The organism is Pseudomonas sp. Sample_14, from assembly GCF_004307515.1.
GTDB classification, from domain to species: domain Bacteria; phylum Pseudomonadota; class Gammaproteobacteria; order Pseudomonadales; family Pseudomonadaceae; genus Aquipseudomonas; species Aquipseudomonas atacamensis.
Window position 1 is genome coordinate 1 of sequence record NZ_RCOC01000051.1, and the last position, 14998, is coordinate 14998.

The following is a 14998-nucleotide window of genomic DNA, read 5'->3' on the forward strand; positions in this document are numbered from 1 at the left end:
ATCAGTCCCGGAGCGAAGGAACCCGAGCCTGCGAGGGCCGAACGTAGGAGCAAGCGTTTTTTTGCTTACTTTTTTTAGGCGTTTGTAAAAAAAGTGAGTCGCCGTAAGGGCGAAACCGCCAGCCGCCACACCCGAAGCAACGGATATTCACCCAATCAGCCAGCATGCTCGCCTGTAGGGGCGCCTTCGCGAGCAGGCTCGCTCCCACAGTGAAAATGCGCCCGCCCAAAAATCAGCGGCAACAAAAAACCCGCAGACAATCACTCATCTGCGGGTTTCCCGTTCAAGCAGCCAAGAAGATCAGAAATCCTCCAGCCGCCACACCTCATAAGCCGGCGTCTCATACGGATGACTGAGCTTCAACGCCGCCACAACAGCCACAATCAACTCATCCGCAACGACAAGCTCAACCTTCCATTCCTCAACCCGCTCGACCTGCCCCGCCTGACCGATAAACGGCTGACTGCCGTCCAACGGTCGAAACTGGCCCAGGCCAAGCACCTGCCACGCACAGTGGTCATAGTCACCGATCCGCCCACCACCGGCAGCGAACACAGCCCCTTTGACCACCTCGACATGACTGTCAGGAACAAAAAACGCCAGCTTGTACACAGGCCTTAGTTCACCCAGACGCGCGCATTACGGAACATGCGCATCCACGGAGCGTCTTCGTTCCAGTCTTCCGAACGCCACGAGTTCTGCACCGCACGGAACACACGCTCCGGGTGCGGCATCATGATCGTCACACGGCCGTCACGGCTGGTGAGGCCGGTGATCCCGCGCGGCGAGCCGTTCGGGTTGGCCGGATAGGCTTCGGTGACCTTGCCGTGGTTGTCGACAAAACGCATCGCCACGCAACCGGACAGATCGGCTTCCAGCAGTGCTTCTTCGCTGGCGAACTCGGCATGCCCTTCACCGTGGGCGATGGCGATCGGCATGCGCGAACCGGCCATGCCCTGCAGGAAGATCGAGTTCGATTCCTGGATCTGCACCATCGCCACCCGCGCTTCGAACTGCTCGGAGCGGTTGCGCACGAAGTGCGGCCAGAACTCGCTGCCAGGAATCAGCTCGTGCAGGTTGGACATCATCTGGCAACCGTTGCACACGCCCAGCGTGAAGCTGTCGTTACGTTCGAAGAAGCCCTGGAACGCATCGCGGGCGCGGCTGTTGAACAGCGCCGATTTGGCCCAGCCTTCACCGGCGCCGAGCACGTCGCCGTAGGAGAAACCGCCGCAGGCCACCAGGCCTTTGAACTCGTTGAGGTCGACACGACCGGCGAGGATGTCGCTCATGTGCACGTCGATCGCGCTGAAACCGGCGCGGTCGAATGCGGCGGCCATTTCCACCTGACCGTTGACGCCCTGCTCACGCAGCACGGCAACCTGTGGACGGATGCCTTTCTTGATGTAAGGCGCGGCGATGTCCTGATTGACGTCGTAGCTGAGCTTGACGCTCAGGCCCGGGTTGTCTTCTTCCAGCAGCGCGTCGAATTCCTGCTCGGCGCAGTCGGCGTTGTCGCGCAGACGCTGTATCTGGTAGCTGGTCTCGGCCCACTGACGTTGCAGCAGACGACGCTGGCCTTCGAACACGGTGTCACCGTTGAAGGTGATGTTGATCTGGCCATTGTTGATCGGCTGACCGATCACCGACACGCAGTCGCCCAGGCCAGCCGCGCTGAATTGCGCGAGGATGTCCGGGGTGGCGTCCTGACGAACCTGGATCACCGCGCCGAGTTCTTCGTTGAACAGGATCGCGGCGATTTCCGAAGCGGATTCGGCAACGCTGTCCAGGTTCAGGCTCAGACCGCAGTGGCCGGCGAAGGCCATTTCCACCACGGAGGTCAGCAGACCACCGTCGGAACGGTCGTGGTAAGCCAGCAGGTGACCGTCGGCGTTGAGGCCCTGGATCACCGCGAAGAAGGCTTTCAGATCTTCGGCGTCATCGACGTCCGGCGCATGCTTGCCGAGTTTGCCGTGGACTTGCGCGAGGATCGATGCACCCATGCGGTTCTGACCGCGACCGAGGTCGATCAGGATCAGGTCGGTGGTGCCCTTGTCCATGCGCAGTTCCGGGGTCAGGGTCTGACGGATGTCAGCCACTGGCGCGAAACCGGTGACGATCAGCGACATCGGCGAAGTGACGGTCTTGTCTTCGCCGTTGTCGTTCCAGCGCGTGGCCATGGACATCGAGTCCTTGCCCACCGGAATGGTGATGCCCAGCTCAGGGCACAGCTCCATGCCGACCGCTTTCACGGTGTCGTACAGACGCGCGTCTTCGCCCGGGTGGCCGGCCGCCGACATCCAGTTGGCCGACAGTTTGATGTCGGAGAGCTTGTTGATGCGCGAGGCGGCAATGTTGGTGATGGTTTCGCCGATGGCCATGCGGCCCGAGGCCGGCGCGTCCAGCAGCGCCAGCGGAGTACGCTCGCCCATCGCCATGGCTTCACCGGTGTAGACGTCGAAACTGGTGGCGGTGACGGCAACGTCGGCCACCGGCACTTGCCATGGGCCGACCATCTGGTCACGGGCGACGAGGCCGGTGATGGTGCGGTCGCCGATGGTGATCAGGAAGCTTTTGCTGGCTACGGCCGGGTGATGCAGAACGCGTTCGATGGACTCGCTGATGTCGAGGTTCGACGGATCGAAGTCATCGCCCAGCTCGGCTTCGCGAACCACCGAACGGTGCATGCGCGGCGCCTTGCCCAGCAACACTTCCAGCGGCATGTCCACCGGGTTGTTGCCGAAGTGGCTGTCGGTCACGGTCAGTTGCGGTTCGGCAGTGGCTTCACCAACGACGGCAAACGGGCAACGCTCGCGTTCGCAGATCGCCTGGAAGCGCTCGAAGTCTTCCGGGCCGACTGCCAGCACGTAACGTTCCTGGGACTCGTTCGACCAGATTTCGTGCGGGGCCATGCCCGGCTCGTCGTTTGGAATGTTGCGCAGTTCGAAACGGCCACCGCGGTCGCCGTCGTTGACCAGTTCCGGGAAGGCGTTGGACAGACCGCCCGCGCCGACGTCGTGGATGAAGCTGATCGGGTTCTTGTCGCCCAGTTGCCAGCAACGGTCGATGACTTCCTGGCAGCGGCGCTCCATTTCAGGGTTTTCACGCTGCACGGAAGCAAAATCCAGATCCGCCGAGCTGGTGCCGGTGGCCATCGACGAAGCCGCGCCGCCACCGAGACCGATCAACATCGCCGGGCCGCCGAGCACGATCAGCTTGGAGCCGACGACGATCTCGCCCTTCTTGACGTGTTCTTCGCGGATGTTGCCCATGCCGCCAGCGAGCATGATCGGTTTGTGGTAACCGCGCACTTCGTCGCCGTGCGGGGTAGTGATCGATTGTTCGAAGGTACGGAAATAGCCGGTCAGCGCCGGACGACCGAATTCGTTGTTGAACGCAGCGCCGCCGAGCGGGCCTTCGATCATGATGTCCAGCGCGGTGACGATGCGCTCAGGCTTGCCGTACGGCACTTCCCACGGCTGTTCGAAGCCAGGGATTTGCAGGTTGGAGACGGTGAAACCGGTCAGGCCGGCCTTTGGCTTGGCGCCGCGACCGGTTGCACCTTCGTCACGGATCTCGCCACCGGAACCGGTGGATGCGCCCGGGAACGGCGCAATCGCGGTCGGGTGGTTGTGGGTTTCAACCTTCATCAGAATGTGCACCGGCTCCTGCACCGCGCCGTACTGGCGGGTTTCAGGGTTCGGGAAGAAGCGGCCGGCGACGTTGCCGACGATCACCGAAGCGTTGTCCTTGTAAGCGGACAGCACGCCTTCGCTGTGCATCTGATAGGTGTTCTTGATCATGCCGAACAGGCTTTTTTCCTGGCTCTGGCCGTCAATGTCCCAACTGGCGTTGAAGATCTTGTGGCGGCAGTGCTCGGAGTTGGCCTGGGCGAACATCATCAATTCGATGTCGTGCGGGTTGCGCTTGAGACCGTTGAAGGCGTTGACCAGATAGTCGATCTCGTCTTCGGCCAGGGCCAGGCCCAGCTCGGTGTTGGCCTTTTCCAGCGCGGCGCGGCCGCCACCGAGGATGTCGATGGCGGTCAGCGGCTTCGGCTCGGCGTGGCTGAACAGACCGGCGGCCTGCTCGAGGTTGGCCAGCACGATCTGGGTCATGCGGTCATGCAGCGCGTCCGAGATCAGTTGGGCTTCGGCTTCGCTGAACTGCCCTGCAACATAGAAGGCGATACCGCGTTCCAGGCGCTGGATCTTGCTCAGGCCGCAGTTGCGGGCGATGTCGCTGGCCTTGCTCGACCACGGCGAGATGGTGCCGAAACGCGGCAACACCAGAAACAGACGGCCGGTAGGCTCTTGAACCGGAACACTTGGGCCGTACTTCAGAAGGCGCGCTAGCACCTGCTGTTCGTCGCCGGTCAGGACGCCGGTGACTTCGGCGAAGTGAGCGAATTCAGCATACAGGCCACTGACAGCTGGAACCTTCTGGCTCAGTTGCTCAAGGAGTTTGCTGTGGCGAAAGGCAGAAAGGGCAGGAGCGCCGCGCAGGATCAACATCTTCGGGACAGCCTCGGGAAGGGGTGTGCTTTGAGGCCGTGCATTCTAGCCTAAACCGACCTCAACATCACCCGAAACGCTACGCACGGTTGCACTCGGGTAGCAATCTGTGTTTCTGCCTTCGGGGTCAGGTAAATCGAGCGTTTCAGCATGGCTTATTTTTACTGTAACAAAATGCCCTGAAGGCCCGTATTCAAGGGATTTCGTTCGATTTTGTGATCGCTAGCAGACTAGTCCTACGCTGTCGAGATATGGCGCCCGTGGCCGTTTGCGTATACTGCGCAGATGTTTTTCCCAACGGCTTTGCGTCCGCGATACGCCAAATGGCTGATCGCAACCGGACTCTTCCTGGTGCTCGGTGGCTGTGTTGATAAACCCAACACACTCGAGCGCGTAAAGGAGGACGGTGTGCTGCGCGTGGTTACCCGCAACAGCCCCGCCACCTACTTTCAGGATCGCAGCGGTGAAACCGGCTTCGAATACGAGCTGGTGAAGCGCTTCGCCGACGATTTGGGCGTCGAGTTGAAGATCGAGACGGCCGACAATCTCGATGACCTGTTCAACCAGGTCGGCAAGCCGAACGGCCCGGTACTCGCGGCCGCCGGTCTGGTGAGCAGCGACGAGCGCAAGAAGCAGGTGCGGTTCTCCCACTCCTACCTCGAAGTCACCCCGCAGATCATCTACCGCAACGGCCAGTCGCGCCCCACCGATCCGGCGGATCTGGTCGGCAAGAAGATCACCGTGCTCAAGGGCAGCACCCACGCCGAGCAACTGGCCGCGCTGAAACAGAAATATCCCGGCATCGAATACGAAGAATCCGACGCGGTTGAAGTGGTCGATCTGCTGCGCATGGTTGATGAAGGCCAGATCGACCTGACCCTGGTCGACTCCAACGAAGTGGCGATGAATCAGGTGTACTTCACCAACATCCGCGTGGCCTTCGACCTCGGCGACGCGCGCAGTCAGAGCTGGGCGGTGGGCCCGGGCGAAGACAACAGCCTGCTCAATGAAATCAACGCCTATCTGGACAAGGTGCAGAAGAACGGCACCCTGCAACGCCTGAAGGACCGCTACTACGGCCATGTCGATGTGCTTGGCTACATGGGCGCCACCACCTTCGCCCAGCACTTGCAGCAGCGCCTGCCGAAATACGAACAGCACTTCAAGAATTACGCGAAGAAAGAGAAAGTCGACTGGCGCCTGCTGGCCGCCATCGGTTATCAGGAATCCCTGTGGCAGCCGACGGTGACCTCGAAAACCGGCGTACGCGGCTTGATGATGCTGACCCAGAACACCGCGCAAGCGATGGGCGTGTCCAACCGCCTCGACCCCAAGCAGAGCATCATGGGCGGCGCCAAGTACCTGGCTTATATGAAGGATCAGCTGGACGATTCGATCCAGGAACCGGATCGCACCTGGTTCGCCCTGGCGGCGTACAACGTCGGCAGCGGCCATCTGGATGACGCGCGCAAACTGGCGGCGAAGGAAGGCTTGAATCCGGACAAGTGGCTGGACGTGAAAAAGATCCTGCCGCGTCTGTCGCAGAAACAGTGGTACAGCAAGACCCGTTACGGTTACGCCCGTGGCGGCGAGCCAGTGCACTTCGTAGCGAACATCCGTCGCTACTACGACATCCTGACCTGGGTGACCCAGCCGCAGCTTGAAGGCGATCAGGTGGCTGAAGGCAACCTGCATGTGCCGGCGATCGACAAGTCGAAACCCGCGCAAGAACCTGCCCCGCTTTAACCCACACCTCAAATCCAACTGTGGGAGCGAGCCTGCTCGCGAAAGCGTCGTGTCAGTCGACATAATCTTTGACTGATACATCGTTTTCGCGAGCAGGCTCGCTCCCACAGGGGTTTTGTGTAGCTGCTCAGGATTTGGCAGCAGCCAGAATCAGCGCTTTCATTTCCGATACGGCAGACTTGAAGCCAACGAACAACGCATGCGCCACCAGCGCGTGGCCGATGTTCAGCTCATTGATGCCTTTGATCGCAGCCACGGCTTCAACGTTGTGGTAATGCAGGCCATGCCCGGCGTTAACGATCAAGCCTTGAGCCAGACCAAACGCAACGCCATCCGCCACACGCTTCAATTCCTCGGCCACTTCAGTCGGGGTTTCGGCATCGGCGTAACGACCGGTGTGCAGCTCGATAGCAGGCGCACCGACGCGCTTGGAAGCCGCAATCTGCCGCTCGTCAGCATCGATGAACAGCGACACTTCGCTGCCGATTTTCGACAAGCGCTCGACCGCAGCCCTGATGCGCTCCTCCTGCCCCGCTACATCCAGACCGCCTTCGGTGGTCAGCTCCTGACGGGTTTCCGGGACCAGGCAGATGTGCGCCGGGCGAATGCGCTCGGCGAACGCCATCATTTCTTCGGTGACGCCCATTTCGAAGTTCATGCGGGTTTGCAGCACATCCTTGAGCAGCAACACGTCGCGCTCCTGGATGTGACGGCGGTCTTCGCGCAGGTGCACGGTGATGCCATCGGCGCCCGCCTCTTCTGCATCCAGCGCCGCCTTGACCGGATCCGGGTAGCGCGTGCCACGGGCCTGACGCAGGGTGGCGACGTGGTCGATGTTCACGCCGAGAAGAATGCGATTGCTGCTGGTCACGGATGCGCTCCTGAATTGAGAGGTTCGGCGCACAGCATATCAGGGCTTGCGAAACAGCTCGCGACTGACAAGCGGACGCCCGCCCAAATGCACCGCCAGGGCCTGGCGCATCAGACGCTTGGCCGCCGACAGCGCACCGGGCGCCGACCAGTCGGCTTCGGCCATGGCCAGCAGTTCAGTGCCGTTGAACAAGCCGGGTTGCAGCAGATACACCCTTTCGAGACCGGCATCGACTTGCAGGCGATAGAGACCGTCAGGTGCCACAGGCTCACCGTGCATATCGGTGTTCATGGAGAAGCCGTAGCCGAGATCATCCAGCAATCGCCATTCGAAGGAGCGCAACAAAGGCTCCAGCGGCCGACCTTCGGCCAGCGCCAGCAAGGTCGCGGCGTAATGATCAAATACTGCAGGATGCGGGTCTTCGGCGGGCAGCAGGCGAATCAACAGTTCGTTGAGATAAAGACCGCTGAACAGCGCCTCGCCGTTGAGCCATGCCGAGGTGCCGGAGCTCTCCATGCGCCCGACATTCTTCAACTCACCCTTGCCACGGAACTCGACCTCCAGCGCCACGAACGGCCGCGCCAGCGTCCCGGCCTTGCCTCGCGCACTGCGCAACACCGCCCGCAGCCGACCTTGCGGCGTAAGGAAATCGACCAATGCGCTGGTTTCGCGATAGGCGCGCGAATGCAGGACGTAGGCGGGTTGGGCGGGAGGCGGGTTTTGCGACATTGAGTTCTCGATGAAGAAACGCGGTTTTACTTACAACCCAAAACCACTGTGGGAGCGAGCCTGCTCGCGAAAGCGGAGTGACAGTCAACATCAATGCTGAATGTTACATCCTCTTCGCGAGCAGGCTCGCTCCCACAGTGAGTAGCGGTGTTTTCGAGATCGCTACTTACAGATCGCCATAACCCAGCGAACGCAGCGCGCGCTCGTCATCGGACCAGCCGCCCTTCACCTTGACCCACAGGTTGAGCATGATCTTGGAGTCGAACAGCAGCTCCATGTCCTTGCGCGCTTCGGTGCCGATGCGCTTGATGCGCTCGCCCTTGTCGCCAATGATGATTTTCTTCTGGCCGTCACGCTCGACGAGAATCAGCGCGTGGATGTGCAAGGTCTTGCCCTGCTGCTTGAATTCTTCGATTTCAACCGTGATCTGGTACGGCAGCTCGGCGCCCATCTGGCGCATGATTTTCTCGCGCACCAGTTCGGCGGCAAGGAAACGGCTGCTGCGGTCGGTGATCTGGTCTTCCGGGAAGAAGTGATCATTCTCCGGCAAGTGATCGGCGATGACCTTTTCCAGCGCTTCGAGGTTGTGTCCGTGCTGCGCGGAAATCGGGATGATCTGCGCGTTCGGCAGCTGTTCCTGCAACCAGCTCAGGTGCGGCATCAGCTCGGCTTTGTCTTCGATGCGATCAGTTTTGTTCAGCGCGACGATCAGCGGGCCGGTCACATACTGCACACGCTCGAGCACCATCTGGTCTTCGTCGGTCCACTTGGTGCGGTCGACGACGAAGATCACCACATCGACGTCTTTCAACGCCGCCGAAGCGGTTTTGTTCATATAACGGTTCAGGGCCTTTTCGCCACCCTTGTGCATGCCCGGGGTGTCGACGTAGATCGCCTGCACGTCGCCCTCTGTCTTGATGCCGAGCATGTTGTGGCGGGTGGTCTGCGGCTTGCGCGAAGTGATCGCGAGCTTCTGCCCGAGGATGTGGTTGAGCAGCGTCGACTTGCCGACGTTGGGACGGCCGACGATGGCAACGTAGCCACAGCGAGTTGCGTTTGTATCAGTCATTGCCATTCTCCACGCCCAGGGCAATCAGTGCTGCGGCGGCCGCTACCTGTTCGGCAATACGACGGCTCACACCCTGACCTCGGCTTTTTTCATTCAGTAAGACCACTTCGCATTCGACGAAGAAGGTTCGGCAGTGCGGTTCGCCCTGGATATCCACCACTTCGTAGCGTGGCAGTTCGCAACCGCGCGATTGCAGGTGTTCCTGCAAGCGGGTTTTCGGATCCTTGTTGGTGTCGACCAGCGTCAGCCCTTCGAATTCGCCGGCCAGCCAGGCCAGCACGCGCTCGCGGGCGACGTCCATGCCGGCATCGAGGTAGATCGCGCCAATCAACGCTTCGAGGGCATCGGCCAGAATCGATTCACGGCGGAAACCACCGCTCTTCAGTTCGCCCGAACCCAGGCGCAGATAATCGCCGAGGTCGAAACCGCGAGCCAGTACGGCCAGGGTCTCACCTTTTACCAGCCGTGCGCGCAAACGCGACAACTGGCCTTCGCGGGCCAGCGGGAAGCGATCGAACAGCGCCTCGCCAGCGACGAAGTTGAGGATGGCATCACCGAGGAACTCCAGACGCTCGTTGTTGCGCCCGGCAAAACTGCGGTGCGTGAGGGCCAGCAGCATCAGCTCCTGATCCTTGAAGGTGTAACCGAGCTGGCGCTCGAGACGGCTTAGAGAAACGCTCACGGTTTACCCACGCTGAGTTCGTGGCTGGTTTCCACTGCCATCGCCGGGGTACGGCGCAGGCCTGGGACAATTAACGCTGTGTTCAAAAAATAAATCCTGGCGATTGCGAAGCCGATTGTGCCGGCTCCAGAAATGCATTCGGCGCTGTGGTCAACAGCGCCGTGTTTGATTACTTGATCAGGCCAACCCGCGAGAAATTCGGCAGGTGGCTGAGTTTCGGCTCCGGCCAGCTCATCCAGACCGCGAAGGCTTTGCCGACAATATTCTTGTCGGGAACCATGCCCAGCAGATCCTTGGGAATGTTCGGATCATCCCAGTAGCGGCTGTCATTCGAATTGTCGCGGTTGTCGCCCATCATGAAGTAGTGCCCGGCAGGCACTGTCCACGAACGGTCCGGGGTGGCGCGGTAACGGCTCATTTCCTTACGGATCAGGTGTTCGGCTGCGCCGAGTTTTTCCTGATAGAGCTCCGCGCTGCCCAGCGAACCCGCTTCGGCGCCGACCATCTTCTCGGCAATCGATTCGCCGTTGACGAACAGGCGCTTGTCGGCGGTGTAACGCACCGTGTCACCCGGCAGGCCGACCACACGCTTGATGTAGTTGACGTTCGGGTCGCTCGGGTAGCGGAACACCATCACATCGCCGCGCTGCGGGTCACCGACTTCGATGATCTTCTTGTCGATCACCGGCAGACGGATGCCGTAGGAAAACTTGTTCACCAGAATGAAGTCGCCGACATCCAGGGTCGGTTTCATCGAGCCGGACGGGATCTGGAACGGCTCCACCAGGAACGAACGCAGCACCAGCACGATGAACAGCACCGGAAAGAACGACTTGCCGTATTCAACCAGCAGCGGCTCTTTGTTCAGCTTCTCGACCACCACAGGCTCGGGCTGGCTGACACTGCCTTGATAAGAGGCAATGGCAGCACGCCGACGCGGTGCCAGGAACAGCAGATCAAGCAACGCCAACAGGCCGCAGACGAACACGGCGATGACCAGCAACAGCGGGAAATTTAGCGACATAGGACCTGATTATTCCAACCTGAGCACGGCGAGGAAGGCTTCCTGTGGAATTTCCACGTTGCCGACCTGTTTCATGCGTTTCTTACCGGCCTTCTGCTTCTCGAGCAGCTTCTTCTTACGACTGACGTCACCGCCGTAGCATTTGGCCAATACGTTCTTTCTGAGCGCCTTGACGGTTGTCCGCGCCACGATCTGACCACCAATGGCAGCCTGAATCGCCACGTCGAACATCTGACGAGGAATCAGTTCTTTCATCTTCTCGGTCAACTGGCGACCTTTGAAGTGCGAATTGTCACGGTGCACGATCAATGCCAGGGCATCGACCTTGTCGCCGTTGATCAGCACGTCCAGTTTCACCAGATTAGCCGATTGGTAACGATCGAAATGGTAGTCCAGCGAAGCATAGCCGCGGCTGGTGGATTTGAGACGGTCGAAGAAGTCCAGGACCACTTCGTTCATCGGCAGGTCGTAGGTCACTTGCACCTGATTGCCGAGGAACAGCATGTCGACCTGAACACCGCGTTTCTCGATGCACAGGGTGATGACGTTGCCCAGGTGTTCCTGCGGTACGAGGATATTGGCGCGCACGATTGGCTCGCGCATGTCCTCGATCGCCGACACGTCCGGAAGCTTCGACGGGTTGTCGACGTAAATCGTTTCACCGGTTTTCAGCACCAGCTCGAAAATTACCGTCGGCGCGGTGGTGATCAGGTCCAGGTCGTATTCGCGCTCGAGGCGCTCCTGGATGATTTCCATGTGCAGCATGCCGAGGAAGCCGCAACGGAAGCCGAAGCCCAGGGCGTCGGAGCTTTCCGGGGTGTACTGCAACGAGGAGTCGTTCAGGGTCAGCTTCTGCAGCGCTTCGCGGAAATCCTCGAAGTCATCGGAGCTGACCGGGAACAGACCGGCGTAAACCTGTGGCTGAATGCGTTTGAAGCCCGGCAGCACCGGCACGTCCGGCGTGGAGCTCAGGGTCAGGGTGTCACCGACCGGCGCACCGTGAATGTCCTTGATGCTGGCGATGATGAAGCCCACTTCGCCGGCCTTCAGATCAACGGTGGCGGTGTGTTTCGGGTTGAACACGCCGACGCTGTCGACCAGGTGCACCTTGCCGGTGGACTTGACCAGAATCTTGTCGCCCTTCTTCACACGGCCGTGGCGCACGCGTACCAGGGAAACAACGCCCAGGTAGTTGTCGAACCAGGAGTCGATGATCAACGCTTGCAGCGGATCTTCGATATTGCCGGTCGGCGCAGGGATGGTGTGCACCAGACGCTCGAGCACTTCGTCGACACCCAGGCCGGTCTTGGCGCTGCAAGTAACGGCGTCGGTGGCGTCGATGCCGATGATCTTCTCGATCTCGTCCTTGACGCGATCCGGCTCGGCCTGGGGCAGGTCGATCTTGTTCAGGACCGGCATGACCTCCAGGCCCTGCTCGATGGCGGTGTAGCAGTTGGCCACGGACTGGGCTTCGACGCCCTGCCCCGCATCGACCACCAGCAAGGCACCTTCGCACGCGGCCAGGGAACGGCTGACTTCATAGGTGAAGTCGACGTGGCCCGGGGTGTCAATGAAGTTCAGCTGGTAGGTGATGCCGTCTTTGGCTTTGTAATAGAGGGTAACGCTGTGGGCCTTGATGGTGATCCCGCGTTCACGCTCAAGATCCATGGAATCCAGTACCTGGGCTTCCATTTCACGCTCGGCCAGGCCGCCGCACATCTGGATGAAACGGTCAGCCAGCGTCGACTTGCCATGGTCAATGTGGGCGATGATGGAGAAATTGCGGATATGACTCAAATCACTCACGGATCAACACTCAAAAAGGCTGCAGGCTTGGCCCGCCGAAAAATAGCCGGGAATTGTACCTGATACACGGCGCAAGCGTCACGTTCGCCTGTCACCCGGATCGCATGCAAAAACGCCCCGGTCTGGCGACCGAGGCGTTTTCAGGGTTCAAGCGCTGAATGAAAGCTTGTTCATCAGCCCGCGCGTCTGAGCAGCCAGACGCCCGCCAGCGCACACACGCCGGCCGGCACCAGCACCGCAAACAGCGGCGGGAAACCGAACACCAGACTCGACGGCCCCAGCAGATCCTGGACGATGCGGAAGGTGAAGCCCACCAGCACGCCGGTGAAAACACGCTGACCGAGGGTCACCGAACGCAGCGGGCCGAAGATGAACGAGATCGCCATCAGCACCAGCGCGGCGGTCACCAGCGGCTGCAACACCTTGACCCAAAATGCCAGCCAGTAGCGGCCATTGCTCAGGCCCTGCTCAGCCAGATAGTGGATGTAGCCCCACAGACCGCTGATCGACAGCGATTCCGGCGCCATGACCACGGTGCTGAGCAGTTGCGGGCTCAACGCCACGTCCCACTCCTCGCTCGGGGCATTGACGACCTCGGTGCTGCGCTCGTGGAACAGCGTGGTGGCAACGTCGGTGAGCTGCCACTTGCTGCCGTCAAACTCGGCCTTTTTGGCGAAGCTGGAGCTGAGCAGATGGCGTTCCTTGTCGAAGTGATAGCGCGTCACGCCGTACAACAGACCGTTCGGTTGAACGGCGTTGATGTGGATGAATTCCTCACCCTGACGGTGCCACATACCGTGTTTGGCGCTTTGCGCATCGCCGCTGCCCTGGGCCAGCGAGCGATTGGCCTGTGCCATGCTTTCGGTGGCCGGGGCGACGTATTCGCCAATCAGCACGCCGGCGAGCATCAGCACCAGCATCGGCTTCATGACGGCCCAGACGATACGGCCGATCGACACGCCAGCAGCGCGCATGACCGTCAGCTCACTGCTGCTGGCCAGACTGCCGAGACCGATCAGGCAGCCGATCAATGCGGCCATCGGCAACATTTCATACAGCCGGCGCGGTGCGGTCAGCAATACAAAACCGAGCACGTCGACCAGGGTGTAGGTGTCGCTGACGTCGCCCATTTCATCGATGAAGGCAAACAGCGTCGCCAGGCCGAGGATGATCGCCAGCACGGCGATGATCGCCATGAATACGCTGCTGCCGATGTAGCGGTCGAGTTTAACCACGGGCCACCTCCAGCGCAGCACTGCGACGGCTGGCCAGCTTCAGGCGCAGCGGCTCCCAATAAAGCAGGCCGAGGCCGATCACCAGGAAGATCGCGTGTACCCACCACAGGCCGAGGGCTGGCGGAATCTTGCCTTTTTCAAGGGCGCCGCGAGCGGCAATCAGGATGGTCAGGTAAGCCATATAAAGAAGAATCGCCGGCAGCAGCTTGAGAAAACGCCCCTGACGCGGATTCACCCGCGACAGCGGCACCGCCATCAGGGTCACGATGAACACCAGCAATGGCAGCGACATGCGCCATTGCAGCTCGGTTTTCGAACGGATGTCATCACTGCCCCACAGGGACGAGGTCGGCATCGCATCGCGATCGGTGACTTCTTCGCTGACGTCCGGCTTGGGCAGTAGCACGCCGTAGGTTTCGTAATGAATGGCGCGGTAATCGGCCTGCCCGGGGCTGCCGTCATAGCGGTAACCGTTGTCGAGAATCAGGTAACGATTGCCGTCGGGGCGGATTTCCTGACGGCCCGACTCGGCCACCAGTACGGAAATCCCGCGATCCTTCTTATCGGCGCCGAGGTTCTTCTGCGAAATGAACACGCTACCGAGATTGACGCGGTCGTCGCTCAGGGTTTCGGTGTAAGTCACTCGAGTACCGTCACGCAAGGCCTGGAAGCGGCCCGGTTCGAGGGTATCGAACTCGGTCAGCGCGTCCTGCTTGTTCAGCAGCAGCTGAAACTGGTTGGCGCCCTGCGGCGCAAGGCCGAGGCTCAGCCACGCCACCACCAGTGCCACCAGCGTTGCCGGAAACAGGGTCATGCGAAACAGCTTCTGCTGGCTCATGCCGGTGGCCGAGAGCACGGTCATTTCGCTTTCGAGGTACAGCCGACCGTAGGCCAGCAGGATCCCGAGGAACAGGCCCAGCGGCAGAATCAGTTGCAGGAAACCCGGCAGACGAAAGCCCATGATCAGGAACAGCGAGCCCGGATCGAGCTGACCGGCCGCAGCCTGCGCCAGGTATTTGATGAAGCGACCGCTCATGATGATGACCAGCAGCACGGCACTTACGGCGCTGAGGGTCAACAGGACTTCGCGGGACAGATAACGGAAGACGATCAAACCAGACACTCCAGGGTTGTCAGGCTAAGGCGGCCAAACAAGCAAACACATCGACCGGCCCGCCATGCAGAGCGGTCGAAAAAAGATGCGGCATTATCCTGTGATTGGGTGCGCCTGTCACTGCGCACACTCATCCATCGCTGTAATCCTTTGCTGAGGGTTGTCAGGCGCGGGGAGCGAGGTTCAAACTGCGGCCCTTGTCGCAGGC

11 protein-coding genes are annotated in these 14998 nt (G+C 60.6%); 1 reads left to right on the forward strand and 10 read right to left on the reverse strand.

The features are described 5' to 3' along the window. Positions 1-300 precede the first annotated feature (300 nt). Positions 301-612 carry a YqfO family protein gene (locus tag D8U61_RS11405; RefSeq protein WP_016771558.1) on the reverse strand — a complete coding sequence of 104 codons (312 nt, stop codon included), beginning with the start codon at positions 610-612 and terminating at the stop codon, positions 301-303. Between the two features lie 5 nt (positions 613-617). Further along, complete coding sequence (purL, locus tag D8U61_RS11410) at positions 618-4514, reverse strand: phosphoribosylformylglycinamidine synthase (protein WP_024011705.1); 3897 nt, start codon at positions 4512-4514, stop codon at positions 618-620. Between the two features lie 285 nt (positions 4515-4799). Here purL and mltF point away from each other — a divergent pair, with 285 nt between their 5' ends. Next, the gene (gene mltF, locus D8U61_RS11415; RefSeq protein WP_024011704.1) at positions 4800-6260 is read left to right on the forward strand and encodes a membrane-bound lytic murein transglycosylase MltF; all 1461 of its coding nucleotides are present in this window, start codon (positions 4800-4802) and stop codon (positions 6258-6260) included. A gap of 127 nt (positions 6261-6387) precedes the next feature. On the opposite strand, the gene pdxJ is transcribed toward mltF, so the two are convergent. The 8 genes from pdxJ to lptF all read right to left on the reverse strand — a co-directional run bounded on the left by pdxJ (position 6388) and on the right by lptF (position 14790). Beyond that, positions 6388-7131 (reverse strand): pyridoxine 5'-phosphate synthase, encoded by a 744-nt coding sequence (pdxJ, locus tag D8U61_RS11420; protein WP_076566005.1) that lies wholly within the window; start codon positions 7129-7131, stop codon positions 6388-6390. A gap of 39 nt (positions 7132-7170) precedes the next feature. Further along, positions 7171-7860, reverse strand: a complete 690-nt coding sequence (gene recO / locus D8U61_RS11425; protein WP_016771561.1) for a DNA repair protein RecO — start codon at positions 7858-7860, stop codon at positions 7171-7173. A 166-nt stretch (positions 7861-8026) separates the two neighbouring features. Continuing rightward, positions 8027-8929, reverse strand: a complete 903-nt coding sequence (gene era, locus D8U61_RS11430; RefSeq protein WP_016771562.1) for a GTPase Era — start codon at positions 8927-8929, stop codon at positions 8027-8029. Continuing rightward, positions 8922-9611, reverse strand: coding sequence for a ribonuclease III (gene rnc / locus D8U61_RS11435; protein ID WP_024011703.1), 690 nt, complete (start codon positions 9609-9611; stop codon positions 8922-8924). Before rnc ends, era begins: the two co-directional genes overlap by 8 nt. A gap of 169 nt (positions 9612-9780) precedes the next feature. Continuing rightward, entirely contained in the window at positions 9781-10635 is an 855-nt protein-coding gene (gene lepB, locus D8U61_RS11440; protein ID WP_016771563.1) for a signal peptidase I, read from the reverse strand. A gap of 9 nt (positions 10636-10644) precedes the next feature. Next, positions 10645-12441, reverse strand: coding sequence for a translation elongation factor 4 (gene lepA, locus D8U61_RS11445; RefSeq protein WP_016771564.1), 1797 nt, complete (start codon positions 12439-12441; stop codon positions 10645-10647). Between the two features lie 173 nt (positions 12442-12614). Beyond that, on the reverse strand, positions 12615-13676 hold the full coding sequence (gene lptG, locus D8U61_RS11450; protein WP_130926951.1) for an LPS export ABC transporter permease LptG: 1062 nt from the start codon (positions 13674-13676) through the stop codon (positions 12615-12617). After that, positions 13669-14790, reverse strand: coding sequence for an LPS export ABC transporter permease LptF (gene lptF, locus D8U61_RS11455; RefSeq protein ID WP_016771566.1), 1122 nt, complete (start codon positions 14788-14790; stop codon positions 13669-13671). The genes lptG and lptF overlap by 8 nt, the downstream gene beginning before the upstream one ends. Positions 14791-14998: the final 208 nt, after the last annotated feature.

Coding starts and splice junctions, on each gene's coding strand:
- purL (WP_024011705.1), bottom strand. CDS start 4,514: ATGTTGATCCTGCGCGGCGCTCCTGCCCTTTCTGCCTTTCGCCACAGC.
- mltF (WP_024011704.1), top strand. CDS start 4,800: ATGTTTTTCCCAACGGCTTTGCGTCCGCGATACGCCAAATGGCTGATC.
- recO (WP_016771561.1), bottom strand. CDS start 7,860: ATGTCGCAAAACCCGCCTCCCGCCCAACCCGCCTACGTCCTGCATTCG.
- era (WP_016771562.1), bottom strand. CDS start 8,929: ATGACTGATACAAACGCAACTCGCTGTGGCTACGTTGCCATCGTCGGC.
- lepB (WP_016771563.1), bottom strand. CDS start 10,635: ATGTCGCTAAATTTCCCGCTGTTGCTGGTCATCGCCGTGTTCGTCTGC.